This is a genomic window from Mucilaginibacter sp. P5_A4 (genome assembly GCF_056400605.1).
The window spans coordinates 81,502-106,902 of the sequence record NZ_JBFUKX010000018.1 but is presented as its reverse complement, the minus strand read 5'-3'; the positions used below and the strand labels follow the sequence as shown (position 1 = coordinate 106,902).

Below are 25,401 nucleotides of genomic sequence, written 5' to 3'. Positions count from 1 at the left end.
GCCTTTAGCCTTTAGCCTTTAGCCTTTAGCCTTTAGCCTTTAGCCTTTAGCCTTTAGCCTTTAGCCTTTAGCCTTTAGCCTTTAGCCTTTAGCCTTTAGCCTTTAGCCTTTAGCCTTTAGCCTTTTTTATAGTTTATCTTATAAATAGTTCCCTTACTGTCGTCGGTTACATATAGGGAGCCATCGGGGCCCTGGGCAAGTCCGCAGGGGCGGTGCTCGGCCCGGCCGGATGCTGCTTTTTCCGCGCTGCCTGCAAAGTCATCAGCAAATATTTCCCACTGGCCGCTTGCTTTGCCATCTTTAAACGGTTGAAAAACTACAAAATAACCGGCTTGTGGTTCGGGTGCGCGGTTCCATGACCCATGGAAAGCAATGAAAGCGCCATTTTTATATTTCTCTGGGAACTGGCTGCCAGTATAAAACAACAACCCGTTAGGGGCAAGGTGCCCGGGGAACGCAGCCGCAGGATCAATAGCAGTTTCTCCGCCTTCTTTTTTGCCATCGCCGCCATATTCCGGCATTAATATTTTTTTATGTTGCTGCTGGTCGTAATACATATAAGGCCAGCCGGCGTTATCGCCTTTTTTAATGGCGTACATACACTCGGCAGGTAATTCAGCAGATTGTTTGGTGGTAAAATACTCAGGGAACAAGTCGTGTAACTGATCGCGGCCATGCTGCATTACAAAAAGTTGGTTGTTTTGCTGGTTCCAGTCCATACCAACCACATTACGCAGGCCGGTTGCGTAACGCACGCCGTCGCCATAATGCTGGTTAGGCTTATCGGCCTTAAACTGCCAGATCCCGCCTGCCGAATCTAAAATAGGACAGCCCTTTTGGCCCGGCGAACCTTTTTTACGGTCCTCTACCTGGCATGCGTTTGAGTAAGCGCCAATATTAACATACAGGTTGCCATCATTATCTAAAGTAATAGCTTTTGCCTCATGCTCGTTACGGCTTATTAGGCCCGTAACAATTTTTTCGGGCTGACCGGGGTTAATCACCTCGTTTTTATCATTCAGTTTATAACGGAAAACTTCCACGTCGGATGATGCATACAGGTAGCCATTCTTTACATAAACACCGGTGCCGCTAAAATCGCCGAAGCTTGTTTTTACCGTAGCTTTATCGCCATCCTGGTGTAAAAATAAAATGCCTTTGCCACTTTTTGCGCCCGTTAGTTTTACATAGATATCGCCTTGCGGAGTAACTGCTATCTCTCTTGTACCGCCCAAATTATCGGCAATGGCAGCAGCAGCAAATCCGGCGGGTAATTTAAGTCCTGCATTGTTGGTAGTAGCTGTACCGGTGGAGTCGCCGCTTTTTTTATCAGCAGGTCCGCCGCTTTTACAAGCGGTAAAAAATAACATACAGCCGGTTATTGCCACAGTAGGTAGCAATGCCGAAAATAAATTCCTGTTTTTCATGGTAAAGATTGTTGGTTATCAAATTAAATAAATATACAGTGAATCCCGAAATCTGTTTTGTAGTAATTGTATGACACAGATGCATTTGTAGTTTTTTAAACAGGTAATTCATCTGGCCCATTAACCGGTCGGAATTAAATTTCATTTTTAAACTGAACGGAAAAATTAAATATTGATATATAGCTGTTTAGACATAGATAGCAATAAGGGATTAAACCATTGCAGGGTATAGCCGTCCTAACTGTATAAAATTTAACAAAATGAAAAAGATAGCCATATTATCAGCAATAGCAATAAGCGGTTTAATGGCCGGTAAAGCCGACGCACAAGTATCTGTACATGTAGGTTTTAATATCCCTGCCCGCCGCGTTTACGTTCCGGCTCCACGCCCCGTGGTAGTAGAGGAACAACCGGTTTATGATGACGATGCACAGGTAAATTATAACTACGATGGTGATGATTATTATTACCTGCCCGAAGTAGAAGCTTATTACGCCCCTGCAGCACACTGCTACTACTATAACGATGGTAACAACTGGGTAACCCGTGCTTACCTACCCGGCGCATACCGTAACTATAACTGGCGTACCTCAGTAAGGTACGAAGTACGCGGCTATCGCCCATATTTACGCCATGATGTTTACAGGGGAAGATGGGGTGGTTATAATGGCGACCGCGGTAACTGGGGGCACCGTTTTGAAAGAAGATATGATGGAGGATATGCCCACCAAAACCGCGATAACCGTGGATGGGACAGAGGCAACAGGAATAATGACCGTGGCAATTGGGGCGGCAGGCCAAATGATGGGCGTGATCGTGGAAACTGGGGTGGCAGGCCAAACCAAGGCAACGGACATAACCAGGGCAACTGGGGTGGCCGGGACCACGGCAACCGTGGCGATGGACAACGTTTTGCCGATAACCGCGGAGGTTTTGGTGTACGCCACTAAGTAATAATTACTGGTAATTATGTAATAACTATTAATACTCCAATATATATAAATGATAAGATCGCCTGTTATGGGCGATCTTTTTTTGTGTAAAAAAAATCATAAATATTCTCTGTTTTAGTAAGTTTTCCCTCGGATTTATCCTAAAAAAATCTTATTTTGTATTCAATTATAAACCTCATTCCCGGAATGAAAAAGATCTTCACTTTTATATTATTCATAGCCCTTGCAGGTGATGTTTTTGCACAGGGTGCATTGCAGGCGGGGACGCCGGCAAGTGAAAAAATTTCTGCTGAAAGGCTGCAGCGGATTGACAACATGATTGAACAAAACATCGATTCGGGTTATGTAAACGGAGCGGTGGCATTGATAGCCCGTAATGGTAAGATAGTTTATAATAAATCATTCGGCGCTGCAGATCTGGAACAAAAAAAGCTGATGAACAATGATGCTATATTTCGCATTGCATCACAAACCAAAGCCATTACCAGTGTAGCAGTGATGATGCTTTTTGAAGAAGGCAAATTTTTACTGGATGATCCCATCTCCAGGTATATCCCGACGTTTGCCCATCCAAAGGTGATAGATACTTATAATTCAAAGGATACAACTTACACCACTATTCCGGCCAAAAGAGAAATAACCATCCGCGATCTGCTTACACATACATCAGGCATAGGATATGCCCAGATTGGTTCGCCCCGGGTAAACGCCATTTATGCCAAAGCAGGTATTCAGGCCGGTTTTGTTACCGATAAGATATTGCTGGCTAACTCTATTAACAAACTGGGAACTTTACCATTGGTGCACCAACCAGGCGAACGCTGGACCTATGGCTTAAACGTAGATGTGCTGGGTTACCTGGTAGAGCGAATATCGGGCAAAAGTTTAGACCAGTTTTTTAAAGAGCGGATTTTTGAACCGCTGGGTATGAAGGATACTTATTTTTATATCCCGGCAGCAAAGCAAAGCAGATTGGTAGCCGTTTATACGCCTGATAATCAGGGCCGCCTTATTAAATTGAATGATTCATTTTTCCCGGGATTAAATGTCAATTATCCAACCGTTAACGGTACTTATTATGCCGGAGGGGCGGGTTTAAGTTCAACTATTAAGGATTATGCCGTTTTTTTACAAATGTTGCTGAATGGAGGAGTTTACAATGGGCAGCGTTTACTGTCCCGCCATTCGGTTCAGCTCATGACCACCAACCAAATCGGCGATCTGTACCTCAATGCAGAAAAAGATAAGTTTGGGTTGGGTTTTGGCATTACTTCAGAAACAGGTTCAAAAAAGCTGGGCGTAAGTGAAGGTTCTTTTGCCTGGGGTGGGTTTTATGGAACCCTTTACTGGGTCGACCCCAAAGAGCACCTGGTATGCCTGCTGTTTTTACAGAACTGGCCGTTGCCTCATAATGCCATACAGGATAAGTTTCGGGTTATGGTGTACCAGGCTTTGGTTGATTAAGTTGTAGACTGAGGGATACCCTAAGACACTTTCATGTATAAAACCTTGCAAATTTCACCTGCATAGTACCTGCTCCTATTTTGTAGTTCCGTAAAACTACGGTTAGAATTACGGTGAAAACACCTATTGTGGTTTATATCCTTTGAGGTATATTTATATCGATATAAGTAACTGATTTTAAGTTTGTGATTAATAATTTAATGAGCCCGGTTGGATCTTTTTGAAAAAGGAAGATTCCGGGCCGCTTGCCAGGTATAAAACTATGCAAATTCAACCTGCATGGTACCTCAAGGTCTTCTTTTGAGAGACTGTGAGAGCAAAATATCAAAGCAAAGAAATACTTTTTAGCCGAAACGTTATTTTTAATATTTATGGAAAATTCAATCTCTCTGCAAGGAGATCAACCGCGACAATATTCCTCTTCTCAGAACCAAATTCCACCGGGTGGAATAACATTAACCGGAACCCTGCCTGATGCAGGTATTGTATACTCAGGTAAGCTTATCCATTTTGCTTACATGGTTCCAGCTTATCAGGCAGGTTTCAAAACATTCCGGTTATTAATTGTTGCTGATAAAGCCATTAACTATTTAAAGAGGATATAAAAGTTGCGTGATGAAAGACGTAGTTTATTTTTTGGGTGCTGGTTTCAGTAAAAGCTTTGGATATCCACTTACCGGCGAGATTATGCCCGAGATATTGTCAAAGCTTTTGAAACACGACCTGTTTGAATTAGGAGAAACCAAAACAGATGAAGAATGGGAGCAGGAAGAAAAACTTTTGCAATACCTGTACCTGATTTATCCCGGGTTAAAGAACTTCAAAAAAAATAATTTAAATCAAAACCAGGATATCCCCAATATAACCGAGGTTTTATCATTTGTTGATCATTGCTGCTTACACGGCATGCCACCGCACCCCAAACTTAACGAAAGAAATCTCAGGGATTTTCAGGCTTTGTTGAAAAGGGCTGTTGATGAATTACTGATAGCTTATCATTTAACAGATTATTCAAAAAGCGAGGAGAAATTGCTTCCATTGTTTTTTGACCCCATAAAGCTGGAAAAGAAAAATGGCACGGTAAGTATAATTACTACTAATTATGATTTAATTATTGATGAGCAATTTGTTAATGCAGCCGAAAATAACAGGATTGATTACGGCATTAATTATAGAAGCGTACATACTGATGAAATAGAGTTTCAGCAAAGCCGGCCGCTTTTTAAATACTTTAAGCTTCATGGTTCGCTTAACTGGGTAAAGTGCGATTATTGCGGGCAATACTATATAAATCCTTATGGAAGCATTTTGCACCAGGCACACCTAACCAAAAAAAAGATGGATAATACATGCGTTTGCAATAACTCGCTTACCTTAAAAAGCGTCATGGTTACCCCTTCTTTTGTAAGAGATATCAGGGATTCAAACCTGTTACAGATCTGGAAATCGGCTATGGAAGCCATCCGGAATGCAGATAAACTTATTTTTATAGGTTATTCTTTACCATCCGAAGATCTTGCCATTAAATCCATAATTATGCGTGGCCTTAACGGGCGGCAAAAGAAAAATAAATTAGAGGTTGATGTGGTTTTAAAAGATGAAAAACCAAAATCAAGTTATGTTAACTTATTTGGCAATGCTATAAATTATTCATCATTAGGGTTGGAGGATTATCTATCTAAATCTCAAAAAGTGCGGAAGGCGGTTTAAACGAGCCTTTTGTCAAGCTTCACTACGTCACTTATGATGTTTTTTCAATAAAAACTTTTTGTCATGCTGAACGCAGTGAAGCATCTATTATTCGCCTTGCTTCTTCGCCCTGTATAGTCTGCGAATAGATCCTTCGTTCCCCAGGATGACAAACTTGGAAAACAAGCATTTGTCATGCTGAACGCAGTGAAGCATCTATTATTCGCATGCCTCTTCGCCCTGCACAGTCTGTAAATAGATCCTTCACTCTGTTCAGGATGACAAACCTTTTAAACGTCATTTGACAAATTTCAAAACGTCACGACCATCTGTTTATTCTTATAAAAGCCCCTTTAAAACATTCCAAACATTATTAGCTACTATTTTGGCGCCTTTTTCTGTCGGATGGATGCCGTCCGGCTGGTTCAGATCCGGGTGACCGCCTACTCCCTGCAACAGGAAGGGTACCAGCGTCATTTTGTTTTTTGCGGCAATTGCCGGGAATACGGCTTTAAATTTATTCACATAATCGGCACCCATATTAGGGGGTACCTGCATGCCCAGCATTACCAGTTTCGCTTCAGGATATTTGGCCTTTACCTTATCTACGATGGATTGCAGGTTTTTGGTAGTTTCGTTAGGCGGGATACCGCGTAAACCATCGTTTGCGCCCAATTCCAGTATAAAAACATCAACCTTTTGCTTTAATGTCCAATCTATCCGGCTATTGCCGCCTGCAGATGTTTCGCCGCTTACGCCGGCATTAATCACTTTGTAAGGCATTTTCAGCGAATCGATCTTTTTGGCGATCTCACCGGGGAAAGCATCCGAAGGATCATCCAAACCGTAACCGGCTGTAAGGCTATCGCCAAAAAACAAAACAGTTTTTACTGCCGTTGCATCGGCCCTGGTAGTAGTATCGGCCTGGCCCGAAGTAGGGGAAGCCGGTTTGTTTTTTTCGCCGCAGGCAGATAATACAATGCTTACAAAAAGCAGCAGGTATGTTAATTTTAGTTTGTGCATAATAATTAAGCGTTTGCCCTCAATATTTCTAACGGTGGTTTGTTTAATACGCCACGACTATTTAACAAGCCGATTACAACGGTTAGTATAGCGATGACTAAAAATAATACAAAAGCCGGTATAAAGCTTACAGCATAAGGGATTTCGAAGCTGTATTTTGCAAGGAACCAGGTTCCTGCAACTGCTATCAGGATTCCCGTTAAGGCCGATAAGCTGCCTAAAAACAAATATTCCAAAGCGGTTATAGCAAAAATCTGTTTTCGGCTTGCGCCCAGGGTTCGCAGCAAAACGCTTTCCTGTATCCGCTGGTATTTACTGATGCGTACCGAAGCTATCAAAACTACAATGCCGGTAATAATACTAAACGCACTCATGAAACGGATAACATAACTGATCTTACCTAATAATTCATCCAGGATACTTAATACCAGGCCCAGGTCGATAATAGAAATATTGGGAAACTGTTTTACTATTGCCTGCTGAAATTTAGCCGATACTTTATTTGATGGTACATGCGTAAGCAGTACCTGGAACTGTGGTGCATCTTCCAAAACTCCGGTAGGGAACACCACCTGGAAATTGGTTTGTACCTTGCCCCAGTTTACCTTACGGATGCTGGCTACATAAGCAGGCATCGATACGCCCTGCACGTTAAATACCAGTTTATCGCCCACTTTGAGGTGAGCGCGTTTCTGCAGGTTTTCTTCTACCGATACCGGTATATCCTTGCCCGCCTCTGCTTTACCTATCCAGGTGCCATCTAAAAGCTTCTCGGAGGCCGAAAGTGTATCGCGGAAGGTTACCCGGTACTCCCAGGTAAAAACACTATGAGGAATCTGGATGGTAGTATCCCGCATTACATCGGCAGCGGTTTTTCCGTTGACCTGTTCTAATCGTACAGTAACAATTGGCACCTGCTGCAATACCGGCAAACCTTGTTTGCGCGTTGAATCGGCAACGGCATTCTTTTGGCTTTTTTGGATATCAAACAATATCATGTTGGATTGATTAGCACTGTTTGACAAATTTACCTGGCTAATAAGGATGCTCTGGATAAAAAACAGGGTGCAAATAAAAGCTGTGCTTAGTCCGATGGAAACCATCAGGATAAGCGTTTGGTTATTTGGCCTGTATAAATTGGCAAAGCCTTGTCGCCATAAATAGTTCCACCTGCTGTTGATAAGCAGTTTCATTACCCGCATAAGTAACCAGGCTACAACCGCCAGTATCATAAAAGCCACCAGGATGCCAAGTGTGAAGAATAAACTCCCCAGCCAGCTATCTAATTGCAGGTAAGTAAAACCTGCAACAAATCCTACAATCAACAGGTAAACCAACCAGCGCAAAGGATCGCGCTTGCTGCCCGTTTCATCAAAAGACATGCGCAAGGTATTCAATGGCGATATATTACGTACGGATATTAGCGGCAGTAGGGCAAACAGGATAGAGATGATAACCCCTAACAAAATACCCTGCCAAATAGCCAGCCATGAAATTTCTACAGAAATGGTGAACGGCAAGAAGTCTTTAAAAACTATTGGCAGTAAATGCTGAATAGCTGTACCCAATGCTGCGCCCACTACGGAACCGATAAGCCCAATGCCAGCTATCTGTACCAGGTAAATTAAAAATGCTTCGGATGCTTTAACGCCCAAACAGCGCATAATGGCAATGGAAGCAATTTTTTCGCGCACATAAATATGGATAGCACTGGCAACGCCAACACAACCCAACAGTAAGGCAATAAACCCAACCAGCGACAGGAATCTGCCTAAATCGCCAAAGGCGCGACCGGTATTTTCCTTGCGCATTTCAATGGTTTCATAGCCCATGCCGGCTTTGTCTACTATAGGGCCGAGCTTTTTGGTAAGCTTGCCCATATCAACCTTATGGTTGTATTTATAATAAAAAATATAGTTAACCCGGCTGCCGGTTTTCATGAGCCCGGTTTGCTCCAGGTACTGCATAGGGATGTAAACCACAGGAGCAATCCCCGCCATGGCCCCGCTTTGCCCCGGCGCTTTGTTCAGTGTGCCCGCAATCAGGAACATCTCTTTCCCAACCCGTACCGAATCGCCAACATTTACGCCAAATTGCAGCATCAGCGTTTTATCAACCAGGGCGGCTTTCGCTTTTTTGAAAGCCTTTCCAGCTGCCTCTGGTGTAGTTTCAATGACGCCGTAGTAGGGGTAATCGCCCTGTAAAGCCCTTATTTGTACCAGTCTTGTGCCTTTGGTTTTGGGGAAGTAGGCCATGGAGGCAAAGCTGCGTTCGGTTGATCTTTCGTCTCCCAAAGAATCAAGGATGTGTTTTAGTTTTGGATCCACAGGTTTATTGCCCGATACCGATAGATCGGCACCTATGAGCGTAGCAGCCTGCCCGTTTACATCGCTTTGCACATTATACCTGAACGAGTAGATGGCCACCAGCGCGGCTATCCCAAACACAATGGCCGATATAAAGAGAAATAATCTTGAACGGTTTTTCCTGCTATCGCGCCAGGCCATATTGAACAGCCAGCTTATGTTTACTTTTCTTTTATAATTAACCGGATCGATACCCATAGCTTACCCGTTAATTGTTTTTTCGTTAGATACCAGTTTGCCGCCGCGTATCCTGATGATGCGTTGTGTTCTGGCTGCAAGGTCAAGATCGTGCGTTACCAAAACCAGTGTGGTGCCGGCCTCTTTATTCAGGTCGAAGATTAGTTTTACCACCTTTTCGCTGGTTTCAGCGTCCAGGTTACCGGTTGGTTCATCGGCAAAAAGAATCCTGGGCGAGTTGGAGAAGGCACGTGCAAGCGATACCCTTTGCTGCTCGCCGCCCGATAATTGAGCAGGGTAGTGGTGACCACGGTCGGCCAGGCCAACTTTATCCAGCAGGTCCAGCGCCCTGGCTTTAATGTTTTTTTCGTTCCGGAGCTCTAAAGGCACCATCACATTCTCCAATGCGGTAAGTGTAGGCAACAATTGAAAATTCTGGAATATAAAACCCACATGCTGGTTACGTACCTGCGCCCGCTGGTCCTCGGTTAAATTGCCAAGGTTAATGCCGTTTAGTTCTACAGAGCCGGCGCTTGAACGATCGAGCCCGGCACATAAGCCCAGCAGGGTAGTTTTGCCGCTGCCCGATGGGCCAACAATGGCGTTGGTTGAACCTTCGGTTATAGCGAAGTTGATATCATTAAGTACCGTAAGCGTACGCCCGGCGCTGTGGTAAGTTTTACTGAGGTTTAAAATATTAAGAATAGTTTCCAAAGGATAATTTTTATGTTAGGATAATTTACAAACCAATTTGTTACTATATCGATTTGCATAAATATCCGGGAATTGAGCCATTTATAGCTGTAAACAGGTAAGTTTTTTAATTTAATGACATGGCCGTGTTTTTTTAAGATCCCGGGAGAAATATCTAAAACTTAAGTCACGCAAAGACGCGAAGACGCAAAGCCTTGAAGATTGTTAACTACTCATTAAGCGATTTCCTGCTATTCTTTGCGTCTCTGCGTCTTTGCGTGAAAAATCCCTTAACTTAATAGCATTACCTCAACAACTTTGCCTTTAAATTCACCTTAACACCATTTTCCCATTCATCTTTTAAGATGCTAAGCACAATGGAATCGCGCCTGCCGCCGTCTTCCAGCGGCATGTTGCTGCGTAAAATGCCTTCTACCTGGCAGCCGATGCTTTTCATGGCGGCTATGCTGCGTTCATTACGTGCATCGGCCCTGAATTCTACGCGGACCATATTCAATTCTTCAAAAGCAAATTGCAGCAAAAGGAATTTACAGTGTTTATTTAAGCCCGATCCCCTGAACTTTTCGGCGTACCAGGTGTAACCCAGCTGCAGGCTATTTAAGCCTGGCTGAATATCGTAATAGCGGGTACTGCCTGCATATTCACCAGTAGTTTTATCAATAACAACAAAAGCATATTCACGGCCTTCTGCACGCGCTTTTAAGGCTGCCGTTATATAGCGCGTCATGCCTTCCTCGTACTTTGCGCTTACGTTGGAGTATTTCCATGTATCCGGTTCGTTAATAGCGAAGGGCAGCAGGTATTCCAGGTCATCGGCCGCTAACGGGCGCAGCAATACCCTTTCATCTTCTAAAATGTAGGTAGCTTCCGGGTCAAAAAGTGAGATCATTGATAATGTTTTTATAGCTTTTAAAACTTTTTTACAGATGATGTTCAATAGGTAGAGCTCCTCTGGAGCTCAAAAATAACAACTTGTCAGATTCTACAAAGCTTCTGCTCCTCTGGAGCGGTGTAAATTCATTTTAAGACAAAGTAATGGGCAATCTTTTTGAGGATAAAGCCGAAAAGCGATTTCTCTGGATAGAATCCTGTTAATCCTGAAAAATCTCAAAATCCTGGTAAAATGTATTAGGCTTTCAATCGTCATAACAAATAAGGGAATAATTTAATACCAAGGAGTTCCTTTAATTTTTACTTTTACCGAAATAATACCAGTGTTGCCTGTATTTTAAATATTACAGGCAGCTAATTATCAAACAAAATATGCAACCAGAAACCAAACCACAGCCAAATAGTAAACCTCCCGGTGTTTTTAGTCTGCTTAAGCCCTATATGGGCCTGGTATCGCTGCTGTTATTGTTCGCGTTATTGGCCAATGGTATCAATCTTTGGCTACCCAGGATAATTGCCAACGGTATTGATGCCTATACCCATAAGCAGTTTGTGTTGGATGATATTGTTAAAAAATTCACCATAGCCACGCTGTTTATCTTTGTTTTTGGCTATCTGCAAACCATTATCCAAACTTATGCCTCGGAGCGTGTGGCCAGAGACCTGCGACAAAGGCTTTCGGATAAAATTTCGCGCCAAAGCTATGCCTTTATTGAGCAGGCCAATCCATCCAAGCTATTAACCAACCTTACTGCCGATGTTGAATCTATAAAATTGTTTGTTTCGCAGGCACTGGTTTCTATTGTATCATCGCTGTTTATCATCATTGGCTGCAGCGTAATGCTGCTTACCATTAACTGGAAACTGGCGCTGGCGGTTATTGCTATTATCCCCATTATTGGCGGCACATTTGCGTATGTTTTAAAAAAGGTAAGGGCGCTGTTCATAAAAAGCCGCGGCGTTATTGATCAGCTTAATAAGGTGATAAACGAAAGTATCCTGGGGGCAGCGCTCATCAGGGTTATTAACTCGCAGCAACTGGAATATAATAAGTTTTTGAGTGCCAATACCGAAGCTAAAGATTATGGTTTAAGAATATTAGGTTTTTTTGCAGGGTTAATACCTATAGTAACCTTTACAGCCAATTTGGCGGCCTTAACCATTTTGGTAATGGGCGGGCATTTTGTAATAGCCGGCAGTATGAGCCTTGGTAATTTTGCCGCTTTTAACAGTTATTTATCGCTGTTTATATTCCCGATATTTATTTTAGGTTTTATGAGCAACCTGATAGCACAGGCCACCGCATCGTTTACACGTATCAGCGTTGTTTTGGATGCGCCCGATGTTGCTGAAGGCGGCTCGCTGAAAGAAACGCTTAAGGGAGATGTGGAGCTCAAAAATGTATCGGTACTTTACGGGCAAAAGTTCGCGTTAAAAAACATATCATTAAAAGTAGCGGCAGGTTCAAAAATTGCTATCATTGGCCCAACCTCAGCCGGCAAATCGCAATTACTTTATTTACTCACCGGGCTTATAAATGCCAGCGAGGGCGAAGTATTGTTTGATGGCAAAAGCATTGCTGTATACAATAGTGAATCATTTCATAGCCAGGTGGGTTTTGTTTTCCAGGATAGTATCATATTTAATATGAGCATTCGCGAGAATATTGCATTTAGCGATACGGTAACCGATGAATCGTTACAGAAAGCTATTAATACCGCAGAATTGGAAGACTTTATTGGCAGTTTACCCGAACACTTAAATACCATAGTATCCGAACGTGGATCGAGTTTATCGGGCGGTCAAAAACAGCGGATCATGCTGGCCCGTGCGCTGGCTGTAAATCCCAGGGTTTTATTGCTTGATGATTTTACAGCGCGGGTGGATGGCAATACCGAGAAGAAGATACTGGCCAATATTCAAAAAAACTATCCGGGTTTAACGCTGATATCTGTAACACAAAAAATAGCCTCTGTTGAGCATTACGACCAGATCATCCTGCTTACAGAAGGCGAAATTGTGGCCCGCGGCGTGCACAGGGATCTGATGAAAACCAGTCCCGATTATGTGCAGATCTTCAACTCGCAGCAAAGTACCAGCAATTACGAAACTGGCGTTGCTCATTAACTACCAAAGTTACTACCTGAAAAATATTAAAATACAATGAACTACGATCTTAACCAGCTTAGTAAAACAGCGCAAAAAACATCAACCTTTGCCGGGCTTAAAAAGCTGATTCAACTTATATCGCACGAAAAGCGAACGCTTATTATAGCGGTTATTGCCATACTTATCAATTCGACGCTAAACCTGTTGGGGCCGCTTATTATTGGGCATACCCTTGATAGTTATGTGCTGCATAAAAATTTTAACGGTGTTATTCATAATGCTATTTTGTTGCTGTGCATGTACACTGTCGCCCTGTTTACCAGTTACAAACAAACTACGCTGATGGGTGGGGTAGGGCAGCGGATGTTGTTTACGCTGCGTAACTCTATATTTAACAAACTACAGCAATTGCCGGTTGGCTTTTTTAACCAGAACAAAGCGGGCGACCTGATATCGAGGGTAAATAATGATACCGATAAGCTAAACCAGTTTTTCTCGCAATCGCTGATGCAGTTTATTGGCAATATATCTACCATGATAGGTGCGGGTATATTTTTACTGCTGATACATCCCGAGCTTGGCGCAGCGGCTTTATCGCCGGTATTGATTATCCTTTTTTTAACGCTGATACTATCGCCATGGATAAAAAGTAAAAACGCGGCTAACCTTAAAAGTACCGGGGGCTTAAGCGGCGAGATCCAGGAAAGCCTTAGTAATTTTAAGGTGATCATTGCTTTTAACCGGCGCGATTATTTCAGGAAACGCTTTGATATGGTTAATAAGCAAAATTATAAAACAGCCATTAGCGCTGGTTTGGCTAATAACGTTTTTGTGCCTGTTTATGGCTTATTTGCCAGCATAGCACAATTGATAGTACTTACTTTTGGTATTTATCTTATTAGCCACGGGCAGTTTTCTATTGGTCTGCTGGTAAGTTATTTATCGTACACCACGCTTTTTTATAACCCGTTAAGGCAACTGGCGGCCTTATGGTCAAACTTTCAACTGGCAATGGCAGGTTGGGACAGGATATCGCAGATTTTGGCGCTCGAAAGCGACCTGCCCCGGATGGAAGCAGGCCTAACAGACTCAAACGCCGCTTTACTGGAATTTAGAGATGTGTATTTTAGCTATGACGAAAGCAAGGAGATATTGCACCATGTAAGCTTTAAACTGGAGCAGGGTAAAACATATGCCCTGGTTGGGCCTACAGGCGGCGGTAAAACCACTACAGCATCATTGATAGCCCGTTTATATGATCCATCGAAAGGATTGATCCTGCTTGATGGAAAAGATATCAGGACCTATACTGCCGAAGAGCGCAGCCTTAGGATAGGCTTTATTTTGCAGGAGCCTTTCCTGTTTAGCGGTACCGTTAAAGACAATATTTTATACAGTAATGAGCTGTACAAGGACTATACTAACCAACAACTGGAGCAGGTTATAAAAGACGCCAGCCTGGGCAGCCTGCTGGCTATTTTTGAGAACGGACTGGAAACCCCGGTATTATCAAGCGGAGACAGTATCAGCCTTGGTCAAAAGCAGCTGATAGCCTTTATGCGGGCTGTACTGCGTAATCCGCAGATCCTGATATTAGATGAGGCCACCGCCAATATTGATACCATTACCGAAAAATTGTTGAGTGACATTCTTGATAAACTGCCCGAAACCACAACACGGGTAATTATTGCCCATCGCCTTAACACTATTGAAAATGCCGATGAGATATATTTTGTTAACTCGGGCGAGGTGATTCGCGCGGGATCGCTGGATGATGCTATGGCTATGCTGCTGAAGGGGAAAAGAGTGAGTTAGCGGATAGTGACAAGTAGATTAAAGCTAAGAAGCTGTCTAAATTTGATTTTATTAATGTTTTTATACTTCTAATGAAGCGTATATTCACGCGTCATTGCGAGGTACGAAGCAATCCCCGCCATACAGGGTAGCTCTGCAATTCCGATCTGCGTAGTCGGGGATTGCTTCGTACCTCGCAATGACGGTCTGTTTTTTTATTTTTAGACAGCTTCTGAGAAACATGATTGTGACCGCGGGTTATAAGGGTAATCAAAAGAGGTTTGGCCGATTCTGGTAAGTGATTGGCAGGTGTATGAAAGGTATACAAAAAGTGTCATTTTAAACGATAAAAAAACGCAGTTTTTCGGGAGTTTTTTCAGCGCTGCCAGGTTTTAAGCAAGGTGTCGCCGGCATGGGTAATACGGTTTTTCTTTTCTCAAAAAATAGTTGTCCGTTTTACAATAAAAAATTGCATAATTATTTTTACACTTGTAAATAAACTCTAAACTAAACTAAATTATGCAGAAGTATAGCGGCCAGAAACGCATGTTGGTGGCAACCGATTGTATCATATTTGGGTTTGATGGTTGGAACATTAAGCTATTAGTTGTACAGCGTGGCCTTGAACCTGAAAAACACAAATGGAGCCTGATGGGGGGATTTATACAGCCTTCGGAGTCGCCGGGTGACGCTGCCAACCGCGTACTGGAATTACGTACCGGGCTTAAAAATGTTTATATGGAGCAGTTCCAGGTATTTGGCCGCCCGGAGCGTGACCCGGTTGAACGTACCTTGTCTATCGCGTATTTCGCACTTATTGATATTCATAAATACGAAAAACAGCTAAGTGAAGAGTTTCATCCCGAATGGTTTTTACTGGATGAAATGCCCGACCTGATATTCGACCATGCCGAAATGGTAAGACTGGCGTTAAGACAATTGCGTTACAAAGCTGCACTTCACCCTATATTGTTCCAGTTGCTGCCCGAAAAATTTACCATTCCGCAATTACAGGCATTGTATGAAGGGGTGTATCAAACCAAATTTGACGACAGGAACTTCAGCCGCAAGTTATTGTCAACAGGCTTGCTGGTGAAACAGCCCGAAAAAGATAAGCTATCATCAAAAAAAGGGGCATTTTATTATAAGCTTGATCAATCAAACTACGCCCAAAACTTTGAATCGTTCCTGAACCTGGTGCCAAATCCCGAGAAGTTTTTTTAGGAAGAAAAATATCAGGTTAAATTTTTAGGGATCTTTATAATAAATGTTGTGCCTTCGCCGGGCGATGATATTACATCAATACTGCCGTGGTGCTTTTCAATAATACCAAATACTATAAATAAACCCAGGCCGATACCCTCGCCAATGTTCTTAGTAGTAAAAAAAGGCTCAAATATGCGTTCTTTTGTTTCATCGCTCATGCCAATACCTGTATCTTTTATTTCAATAGAAATATAGCCGATAACGTCCCGGGTAATTATTGTTATTTTATCGTCTTGGTGTTGTTCTTTTGCTGTTATAGAATAAACGCTGTTGGTTATCAGGTTAATAAATATTTGGTTGATGTTGCCGGGGTAGCAGTTTAAGGGCTCCAGGGTATTTAAAACTGTTTTAATTTCGATATAATATGGGATGGTACTCTTTAAAATAAGCAGGTTGGCGTGTATGGCTTTATTTATATCGAGTCTTTTTAACACCTGCCCATCTGTATTGCTAAAAGTGAATAGGCTTTTTACAATTTCGGCAGTGCGTTTTGCCCCTTCTTCAATACCGTTAAGTAAAATGGCTATTTCGTTTTTTATGAAATCAGGATTAATGCTTTGCCTGTGGGTATTGGCTATCTGAACAAGTTCTTTATCACCTGTTTTTTTTAGAAGCTCTTCATATTTATTCAATAATAAAAACAGTTCATCAAAATCGAGCCTGAGGGGTTTTACATTTGAACTTACAAAATTTATGGGGTTATTAATTTCATGGGCAACGCCAGCGGTAAGTCTGCCTAATGATGCCATTTTTTCGGTATCAACCAAATGATGTCGTGTGTTTTTAAGATTATCAATGGTGCTGGAAAGATCTTTATTGGCGCTGATGAGCTCATTCGTACGTTCTTTTACTTTATTTTCCAACAGGATATTCTGCTGTATTGTTAAACGTTCATTTTCCTTGGCTACTGCTATTGCAAAATTTTGAATGTCAATTTTTTCATTTCTGTAAAAATTGATTTTATCGGCCAATGCCGCCGAAAATAAAATGAGTTCAATTACCAAACCCAGGGGTATAATATTGGCAGTAAATGCATTGTAAGGTATAAGATCTTTATTGCGTGCAAAGGAAAGTAGCAGGCTTATTAAAAATAAACTCCAGGCCAGCATAAACAGTTTTGCCGGTTTAAATCCCTTTAAGTAAAGTTGTGAACCAATAAAAAGCAGGTACATTGCAGTAAGTACCAAACCCCAGTTAACTAAACTATAGGCAAAAGCTACAAAGCCACCTAAAATGACAACAAAAACTATGGCGAACAATGCATATAACAGTAAATGAATTTTGTAGCCCTTATTTAAATTTTGTTTTAGCTGTAAAAATTCCCCGGTAAAAAGTAATACCGATAAACCAAAGCACATTCTTACCAATGGTGTGATATAATTGTTTATAAAAATTTTATTATCGGTAAAATAATTTCCATAACCACGCAGCAGTGTTTGCGAAGCGCCAAGAAAAATAATGTAAAATATATAATATAGGTAGCTCATGTCGCCAACTATGAAAAGCAGCAGTAAGTTGTAGAATGCACTGAGAAGCAATATGCCTATAAATGCACCATATATTATGTTTTCAATATTCCTGCTTTTAATAAAGGTTACTTCGCTGTAAACTTTTACAGGTATTACCGCGGGGAGATTACTTTTAATACGTAAATAAATAGTATTTGACGCTCCCTGTGCTATAGGACATCTTATATAGTTAATATTTCGGGATTCAAGCTCATTCTGCTGGTCTTCTGCTGCAAAGTGATGTGTTTTAAAGTCTTTCTTGTCAGAATAATAAAGATCAAATTCATCAATAATACTTGGATCGATACTAATGATTATAAAAGGTTTTGTGTCGTTGTTTTTAAGATTGAACTTTATCCACGTTGCTGATTTGTAATGTTTTAAAATAGGCAGGGAGTTGCTGCTTGGATGAAAACCAGGGCTTTTTAAAACCTGGTTTATTGATAGGTGTGCACCTGGATCATCAAGTTCATAAAAATAATGGTTGTTTAGCAGTTGCGATGTGTTTTCATAAACAACCAACGTATCTGTATTATAGGCAAAAGTTATAGTATTTAATAATAGTAAATACGCGGCTATTAATATTTTCTTCATATTTACTATCGGGGTTTTGCACATAATCAAGCATAATTATAATAAAAATGCGAAGAAAATAAAACTTTCAATACATTTGACTTTATAACCAATTATTAAAAGCCTATTTAACCTAAATTATTACTATGTCCGTAGGAGTGTTGTATGTTGACGATGAGATAAATAATCTGAATAGTTTTAAGGCGGCATTCAGGAGAAATTTTAATATTTACACAGCCCAGTCGGCTGCCGAAGGTCGCCAGGTGCTGCTCGCCCAGGAAATTGGCGTGATAATTACTGATCAGCGTATGCCTGATACCACAGGTATTGAATTTTTAGAATCAATTTTACCTATATACCCCGATACTATCCGGATACTTTTAACAGGTTTTTCGGATGTTAATGCCGTAATGGATGCTATTAACAGGGGGCAGGTATACAAATATCTTGTAAAACCATGGCAGAACAACGAGCTTAAAATTTACATTCAAAATGCCATTGAAATATATGAATTACGGAAAGAAAATAAAGAGCTTATCAATAAACTGAAAATAGCCAACTTTGAACTTGAAGCACTTATTAAGGCTGGCAAGTCGTGAGGTACTGGCAGGGATTTGCCGGAATGATAGCTATGACTGCAATTTAAAATCCCACGTTCTACATCTCTCACCTTATATCCCTGGTATAACAGCTATAACATTACGTTTTTTAAAAAAGTAGTTTTATATTTAACCATTTAGATAAATAAAGGCCAATTAAACATTTATACCAGGGTGAAATTTTTACGGGCGATAGTTTCGGTCTTTATTTTACTGTGCTGTAGTTTAGGTGCCCATGCACAGGGTGGTTTTTCAAACCAGGGAACCGAATTTTGGACGGTGTACATGGATCATATTACTTCCCCAACAACCACAGATCCCAGGGGTAATGTGAGCAAGATGAACCTTTATATTACAGCCGATGTTAATACGACGGTAAACGTGGTTATTGCCGATGGTTCATTTTCTGAAAGCTATGATGTAGTTGCCAGGGGCATTCTGACAGTTTCAATACCGGCAAGCGCTTTTTTAAATCAGCAAGGTTTTTCTACTAAAGGGATTCATATCACTTCACAAAAGCCTATAGCCGTTTACGCCCACATTTTTGCGCAAAGCGTTTCGGGGGCAACCCTTTTACTGCCGGTAAATGTGCTTGGTAAGGATTATGTATCTATTAATTACACCCAATTATCCAATTCGCTCATAACCGAAAAAAAAGCGTCCTATTCAACATTTGCGGTTATTGGCACCGAAGATAATACCACCGTTGAAATAACACCCAAAACATATTTGCTTAACGGCGAGCCCCCGGGAAAACCGTTTACTATAATTTTAAACAAAGGCCAGGTATACCAGGGCCTTGCAGATAATGACCTTACCGGCACACGCATCCGTACAATAAGTACACAGGCTGGTTCTTGTAAAAAAGTAGCTGTGTTTTCTGGCAGTTCAAAAATACTTATAGGTTGCAATACGGTAAATAACACATCTGATAATCTTTTTCAGCAGGTATATCCAACTGCCTCCTGGGGAAAAAACTATATCACAGCGCCTTTAAAAAGCCGGAATTACGATGTTTTCAGGATCATATTGAGCGATCCTAATACTATTGTAAATTTAAATGGACGTAACCTTCTGCCATCGGATTTTACTGGGGGGCTTTATTACGAATTTAATTCAGACGCCCCCAACATTATTAGTGCCAATAAACAGGTACAGGTTGTTCAATATGCTGTAACACAATTTAAAACTATTAACTGTGTTGATGCAAATCAGGATACCGGGGATCCTGAAATGATATATCTTAATCCGTTTGAGCAAACGCTTGATCATGTAACCTTAAATTCGACCGGTAATTTCAGAATCATTAATAATTTTATTAATATAGTTATTAAAACAAGCGCAGTACCCACTTTTGCACTTGATGGCAGTCCGTATACAAAATTTGTACCTGTTGCCGGCAACCCCGTTTATTCATATGCACAAATTGCAGTTAATAATGGCGTGCACCACATTAGCGCCTCTGATGGTTTTAACGCCATAGCCTATGGTTTTGGCAACGCCGAATCATATGGGTACGCGGCCGGCGCCAACCTTAAAAACCTTACCGAGTTTATAGCCCTGAAAGATCCGCAAAGCAGTACCTCGCAACTAAATGGGTGTACAGGTGCAACCTACAGGCTCCAGTTAACCCTGCCTTTTAAAACAACCAGCATTAAATGGGATTTTAAAAACGGTACTACCTACCTTGATAGTAATCCACTTGTTAAATCAACTACCGTTAGGGGCGATCAAACACTCTATTTGTATGAATACCGGGATGATAAAATATACACAACCGGAAATTACAGCGTGGTGGCAACCGTATTTAACCCCATAGCCGATGAATGTGGCTCGGCCGAAGACGTTGAACTTGATTTTAATATGGCTCTTCCACCGGTGGCAAGGCTTAGTTTTGCAGGTTCATGTTTAGGCGATACTACTTTTTTTAGGGATACATCACAAACCTATGGCCGCGAAACCAAAACACGGTTATGGGATTTTGGCGATGGACATACCGATGTTGTACAAAATCCGTCGCATGTTTATGAGCATACCGGTACTTACAATGTAAGGCTAACTGTTATCAACGAAAATGGCTGTGGCGATGTATCAGATCAAACACTGGTTAACATTACTAATTTACCCGTTGCCAATTTTGACTTTTTGGCTCCGTATTGCCCCGCCCGGGATATAACCTTTACAGATCATTCCACAAGCAGTGATGGTACTATTTCAAAATGGTTATGGGATTTTGGCGATAGTACCGCGGTAGTCGAAAAAGCTGATAATACCCCATTTACCCACGTTTACAAAGCAGCCGGAACTTATACCGTGAAATTAACGGTGGTTAACGCAGGCGGTTGTATGGGCTTGCCAAAAGTAAAAGCAATAGAAATAAGTGATATTGCAGTGGTTGATTTTATTTTACCCGATGCTTGTGTTGCCGATCTGGTTGAGTTTAAAGATAACAGTATGATTGGCGATCATACCGAATCCGGTTTTACTTACCAATGGAATTTTGGAGACATGCATGCCAGTGCCGCAGATAATACATCGACAGAAAAAAATCCAAGGCATCATTATACCGAAGCACGAAATGATTACCAGGTAACCTTAAAGGTTACCACAAAATACGGGTGTACGTATACCAAAACACAAACATTTGTTGTTAACGGCGATATTCCTAAGGCGAATGTTGTTGTGCCTGATCCTGCTGCTTTGTGTAGCAACAAAGAGGTGTTTTTTGAAAATAGGTCAACTGTAAATTTCGGCAGTATTACCCGGCTTGAGGTTACTTTTAACACAGCTGATGCCACATCATTGAGGGTTTATGAACACCCGGTTTATCGCCAGCAACTACGTTATACTTACCCCATGTTTACCGATGGCGACCACACCTTCAGTGTGCACGTGGCTGCCTATTCTGGCGGGGTGTGTACCAGTATCCAGGATTTTAACGTTGTTGTAAAAGCGGCACATATAATAACATTTGCCCAGGCGCCCGCTGTTTGCCCCGAGGATAAGCCTGTGCAGCTTGCACCTTTAAATATCGTAGGACCAATGGGCAAAGGCGTGTTTTCGGGTAAAGGAATAAATCCCGGTGGTTTGTTTGATCCTTCGATAGCCGGTACGGGTACGGCCGAGATAAGTTATATTTATTCAACCCAAAACAGCTGCCCCGATACAGTGAAACAGCAGATATTGGTTTATCCTTCACCAACGGTATCGGCAGATGGGCCTGTTATCGTGCTTGAAGGAAGCCAGGTTATTTTGAAGGCTCAGGCAAGCGGTCATAATTTAAGCTATAAATGGTATCCATCAACAGGTTTAAATCATGATGACGTATTAAACCCAACGGTAACCTTAACCGAAACTACAGACTACAGCCTGATGGTAACCTCGGAGGAAGGTTGCTCAAGTACGGCCAGTGTTACGGTTAAAGTATTAAAGTACCTTGTTATACCCAATGCTTTTACACCTAATGGCGATGGCAAAAATGACCTGTGGGAAATTAAATACCTGGGTGACTACCCTAATAATACCGTTGATGTGTTTAACAGGTATGGCGAAAAAATATATTCTTCAATGGGTTATACAATTCCATGGGATGGCAGGTACAAGGGCAGTTATCTTTCAACCGGAACGTATTATTATATCATTAACCCAAAAAACGGGCGTAAGGCTGTTTCTGGCAGCATAACTATCATCAGGTAACCAACCTTAACGAAAGCGCAGATTTAATAGTTTTTTTCGATAGCACTCTTTCCTTTCTGTAGGTACGGTAAAATGATTACGGGAAGAGCGAAAATTTAGAAAATTGTTTGATTTATACGGTAGATGTATACAACAGATACGGAGAAAGGTTTATATTCGTCAATTGGTTACAGCATACCCCGTAATAGTAGAAATAATGGAAATAATTTTCCATCCGGAACCGGATATTATATAATAAACACTAAAAACGGACGTAAGGTTGTTCCGGGATATGTAACCATCATTAGACAAATAATGAAAAGAATTTTATACACAATTGTTTTTTTTGTAGCCGGTATACAATTTGTTGATGCACAGCAAAAACCGCAGTACACCCAATATATTTTTAACAACTACCTTTTGAACCCAGCTTTAACCGGTATTGAAAATTATACTGATGTGAAAGCTGGTTACCGGAGCCAGTGGACAGGGCTTGAAGGCGCCCCGGTAACAGGCTATTTAACTGTAAATGCACCCATTGGGAATAAGTTTTTACAGGGAGACGCAACGGCTTTCCCGGCAGGCGGAGGGCTTAATCCGTCGAGCAGATCGTACACACAGCAATACCAGGCTGCCGAGCCGCACCATGGTATCGGGCTTACTCTGGTATCAGACAAAACGGGTCCTATCACACAAACCAATATTAATGCTACCTACGCTTATCATCTTGGTATTACCGATAGGCTCAACCTGGCAGTTGGTGTATCTGCTGGCGTGAGCCACAATGTGCTAAACCTTTCGCAGGTTCACTTTGCCGACGAAACGGACCCCATATTGAACAACATCAATAATAATCAATGGAAACCTGATTTGGGAATAGGGGTATGGGCTTATGCATCTGATTACTTTTTTGGTGTATCGGTACAACAGGTATTACCTCAAAACTTATATGTAACTACTTCAACCAGTGCAACAAAAAATAAAACTGTACCCCATTACTTCTTCACGGCAGGCACCAAGCTCTTTTTATCAGATGATGTAACACTTATCCCGTCGGTACTGGTAAAGGTGATTCAGCCGGTACCTACAACGTTTGATTTGAATCTGAAAATGTCTTTCCAGGATAAATTCTGGATAGGAGGCTCTTACCGTCGTAACGATTCGTTTGCGGCCTTGGTAGGCTTCAACCTCAGCTCATTTGTAAATGTGGGTTACTCCTATGATTTTACCACGTCGGCGCTTAATACAGTAAGTAACGGCTCACATGAAATTGTAATAGGGATACTGCTGAATAACCGGTATAAAGTTACCTGCCCACAACATACGTTTTAGTCCCCCAACCCCCTGAAGGGGCTCTTGATGCGCAGATATGCAGAGATCAAATATGGAGATGATTGAGCTTCGGATGTGCAGATATGCAGATTTCAAATGTGCAGATGATTGAGCTTCGGATGTGCAGATATGCAGATTTTAAATGTGCATATAATTTAAAATGGTAAATCACATTATTTCCATCTGTGTCTATTTGTTATTTTCAAATCTGCACATCTGTAATTTGAAATCTGCACATCTACAGCTCTCTTCTTAATCTTGCAACCGGGATGTTCATTTGTTCGCGGTATTTGGCTACTGTACGGCGGGCTATGTTGTAACCTGCATCTTTTAGTATATCGGTAAGTTTTTCATCAGCCAGCGGGTGGCGTTTGTCCTCGTTGCCAATGTGTTCTTCCAGTATCTTTTTAACTTCTTTGTTTGAAACTTCCTCGCCGCTTTCGGTTTGAATTGCTTCCGAGAAGAAGGATTTTAGCAGGAAAGTACCAAACTCGGTTTGTACGTATTTTGAGTTGGCCACCCGCGATACGGTAGAGATATCCATATTTATCCTGTCGGCAATATCCTTCAGGATCATGGGTTTTAAATTTTTATCGTCGCCTGTCAGGAAAAATTCGTACTGGTACTGCATAATGGCGTTCATTGTTTTTAGTAAAGTTTGCTGACGCTGTTTAATGGCATCAATAAACCATTTTGCCGAATCGAGCTTTTGCTTTACAAACTGCACTGCCTCCTTTAGTTTTTTATCCTTTTGTGCAGCTTTATCATAATGCTGAAACATCTCCTGGTATGATCTGCTTACGCGCAGTTCGGGAGCATTTTTGGAGTTTAGTGTAAGTATTAATACACTATCATTATTGATGATATGAAAATCGGGTATCACCTGCATTTGCTTGGTGTTCACCTCGTTTGAATCGCCTGGTTTTGGGTTTAGCTTTAAAATTTCGTTGATAACACCGCGTAACTCGTCAGAGTCCATGTTTAGCGATTTTTCCAGCTTATCATAATGCTTGCGGGTAAATTCATCAAGATACTGTTCAACAACAATAATGGCTTTTTTGATGATGGGGTCGTTAGGATCCTTTTTGCGGAGTTGGATCAGCAGGCATTCCTGCAGGCTTCGTGCGCCTACACCAGCCGGGTCAAAGCCCTGTATCACCTTCAGCATGTCCTCAACCTCTTCGTCCTCAGCCATTATATTTTGCGAGAAGGCGAGGTCATCAGTAAGCGACATGATGGGCCTGCGCAGGTAACCATCGTCATCCAGGCTTCCTATAATCTGTTTGCCTATCCTGAAGTCTTTATCACTTAAGGGAAGCAAATCGAGCTGTAACTGCAGGCTCTCAAAAAACGAGCTCTGAACCGCGATAGGGATTTCTTTACGCTCATCTTCATCATCGCCATTTTGGTCATAGCGCGATCCGTAATCATTCACGCTATCATCCTGCAGGTAGTCATCAATGTTGAACTCATCCATTTCCCCCTTTTCTTCATCGCCGTTAAAGGTGTCTTCATCAGGGTCGCGGTCGGGGTATTCCTCAACTGGCTCGTTTAGATTAGTTAAACTCAGATCTTCAAGCGCAGGATTTTCTTCCAGTTCCTCTTTGATGCGGGTATCAAGCGAAACGGTAGGCACCTGCAGCAATTTTATAAATTGTATTTGTTGCGGCGAGAGCTTTTGTAAAAGTTTTTGTTGAAGATTCTGTTTAAGCATAATTAACGTAGTGTTCAAAAATACATCAATTACCATTAACTTTAAAATAACTTATAAGTAATTGGAGTAATGACGATAAATGCAAAATGAAATAATTTGTTTGGATACGATAAAAATTTATTCGTTA

The 25,401-nt window shown here is 41.6% G+C and carries 17 protein-coding genes; 10 read left to right on the top strand and 7 right to left on the bottom strand.

The genetic code is table 11. From position 1 onward, the window contains the following. Window positions 1-116: 116 nt before the first annotated feature. Window positions 117-1,427: a PQQ-dependent sugar dehydrogenase gene (locus AC1DQW_RS13285; protein ID WP_477454520.1), complete on the bottom strand. Its 1,311-nt coding sequence runs from the start codon at window positions 1,425-1,427 to the stop codon at window positions 117-119. 260 nt (window positions 1,428-1,687) lie between these two features. On the opposite strand from AC1DQW_RS13285, the gene AC1DQW_RS13280 reads away from it, so the two are divergent. From AC1DQW_RS13280 to AC1DQW_RS13265, 4 genes are all read left to right on the top strand, one after another. Further along, window positions 1,688-2,377, top strand: a complete 690-nt coding sequence (locus tag AC1DQW_RS13280; RefSeq protein ID WP_477454519.1) for a hypothetical protein — start codon at window positions 1,688-1,690, stop codon at window positions 2,375-2,377. Window positions 2,378-2,566: 189 nt separating this feature from the next. After that, the gene (locus AC1DQW_RS13275; RefSeq protein WP_477454518.1) at window positions 2,567-3,844 is read left to right on the top strand and encodes a serine hydrolase domain-containing protein; all 1,278 of its coding nucleotides are present in this window, start codon (window positions 2,567-2,569) and stop codon (window positions 3,842-3,844) included. Window positions 3,845-4,215: 371 nt separating this feature from the next. Continuing rightward, the gene (locus AC1DQW_RS13270; protein ID WP_477454517.1) at window positions 4,216-4,449 is read left to right on the top strand and encodes a hypothetical protein; all 234 of its coding nucleotides are present in this window, start codon (window positions 4,216-4,218) and stop codon (window positions 4,447-4,449) included. Window positions 4,450-4,459: 10 nt separating this feature from the next. Beyond that, on the top strand, window positions 4,460-5,554 hold the full coding sequence (locus AC1DQW_RS13265; protein WP_477454516.1) for an SIR2 family protein: 1,095 nt from the start codon (window positions 4,460-4,462) through the stop codon (window positions 5,552-5,554). Between the two features lie 318 nt (window positions 5,555-5,872). On the opposite strand, the gene AC1DQW_RS13260 is transcribed toward AC1DQW_RS13265, so the two are convergent. The 4 genes from AC1DQW_RS13260 to AC1DQW_RS13245 form a co-directional block, all read right to left on the bottom strand. After that, window positions 5,873-6,556, bottom strand: coding sequence for an arylesterase (locus tag AC1DQW_RS13260; RefSeq protein ID WP_477454515.1), 684 nt, complete (start codon window positions 6,554-6,556; stop codon window positions 5,873-5,875). 5 nt (window positions 6,557-6,561) lie between these two features. Further along, on the bottom strand, window positions 6,562-9,120 hold the full coding sequence (locus AC1DQW_RS13255; RefSeq protein WP_477454514.1) for an ABC transporter permease: 2,559 nt from the start codon (window positions 9,118-9,120) through the stop codon (window positions 6,562-6,564). 3 nt (window positions 9,121-9,123) lie between these two features. Next, window positions 9,124-9,813 (bottom strand): ABC transporter ATP-binding protein, encoded by a 690-nt coding sequence (locus AC1DQW_RS13250; RefSeq protein WP_477454513.1) that lies wholly within the window; start codon window positions 9,811-9,813, stop codon window positions 9,124-9,126. Between the two features lie 283 nt (window positions 9,814-10,096). Continuing rightward, a complete protein-coding gene (locus AC1DQW_RS13245; protein ID WP_477454512.1) occupies window positions 10,097-10,702 on the bottom strand; it encodes a GNAT family N-acetyltransferase in 606 nt (201 codons plus the stop codon). A 374-nt stretch (window positions 10,703-11,076) separates the two neighbouring features. On the opposite strand from AC1DQW_RS13245, the gene AC1DQW_RS13240 reads away from it, so the two are divergent. The 3 genes from AC1DQW_RS13240 to AC1DQW_RS13230 all read left to right on the top strand — a co-directional run bounded on the left by AC1DQW_RS13240 (window position 11,077) and on the right by AC1DQW_RS13230 (window position 15,831). After that, window positions 11,077-12,831 carry an ABC transporter ATP-binding protein gene (locus tag AC1DQW_RS13240; RefSeq protein WP_477454511.1) on the top strand — a complete coding sequence of 585 codons (1,755 nt, stop codon included), beginning with the start codon at window positions 11,077-11,079 and terminating at the stop codon, window positions 12,829-12,831. Between the two features lie 36 nt (window positions 12,832-12,867). Beyond that, complete coding sequence (locus AC1DQW_RS13235; RefSeq protein WP_477454510.1) at window positions 12,868-14,628, top strand: ABC transporter ATP-binding protein; 1,761 nt, start codon at window positions 12,868-12,870, stop codon at window positions 14,626-14,628. Between the two features lie 498 nt (window positions 14,629-15,126). Continuing rightward, the gene (locus AC1DQW_RS13230; RefSeq protein ID WP_477419739.1) at window positions 15,127-15,831 is read left to right on the top strand and encodes an NUDIX hydrolase; all 705 of its coding nucleotides are present in this window, start codon (window positions 15,127-15,129) and stop codon (window positions 15,829-15,831) included. Window positions 15,832-15,842: 11 nt separating this feature from the next. Here the strand turns inward: AC1DQW_RS13230 and AC1DQW_RS13225 are convergent, their stop codons facing one another. Beyond that, window positions 15,843-17,975, bottom strand: a complete 2,133-nt coding sequence (locus AC1DQW_RS13225; protein ID WP_477454509.1) for a sensor histidine kinase — start codon at window positions 17,973-17,975, stop codon at window positions 15,843-15,845. Window positions 17,976-18,100: 125 nt separating this feature from the next. On the opposite strand from AC1DQW_RS13225, the gene AC1DQW_RS13220 reads away from it, so the two are divergent. The 3 genes from AC1DQW_RS13220 to AC1DQW_RS13210 all read left to right on the top strand — a co-directional run bounded on the left by AC1DQW_RS13220 (window position 18,101) and on the right by AC1DQW_RS13210 (window position 23,560). Further along, window positions 18,101-18,553: a response regulator gene (locus AC1DQW_RS13220; protein WP_477454508.1), complete on the top strand. Its 453-nt coding sequence runs from the start codon at window positions 18,101-18,103 to the stop codon at window positions 18,551-18,553. A gap of 174 nt (window positions 18,554-18,727) precedes the next feature. Beyond that, window positions 18,728-22,249: a PKD domain-containing protein gene (locus tag AC1DQW_RS13215; protein WP_477454507.1), complete on the top strand. Its 3,522-nt coding sequence runs from the start codon at window positions 18,728-18,730 to the stop codon at window positions 22,247-22,249. A gap of 294 nt (window positions 22,250-22,543) precedes the next feature. Next, the gene (locus AC1DQW_RS13210; protein WP_477454506.1) at window positions 22,544-23,560 is read left to right on the top strand and encodes a PorP/SprF family type IX secretion system membrane protein; all 1,017 of its coding nucleotides are present in this window, start codon (window positions 22,544-22,546) and stop codon (window positions 23,558-23,560) included. 238 nt (window positions 23,561-23,798) lie between these two features. Here the strand turns inward: AC1DQW_RS13210 and rpoN are convergent, their stop codons facing one another. After that, window positions 23,799-25,274: an RNA polymerase factor sigma-54 gene (gene rpoN, locus AC1DQW_RS13205; RefSeq protein ID WP_477454505.1), complete on the bottom strand. Its 1,476-nt coding sequence runs from the start codon at window positions 25,272-25,274 to the stop codon at window positions 23,799-23,801. Window positions 25,275-25,401 lie beyond the last annotated feature (127 nt).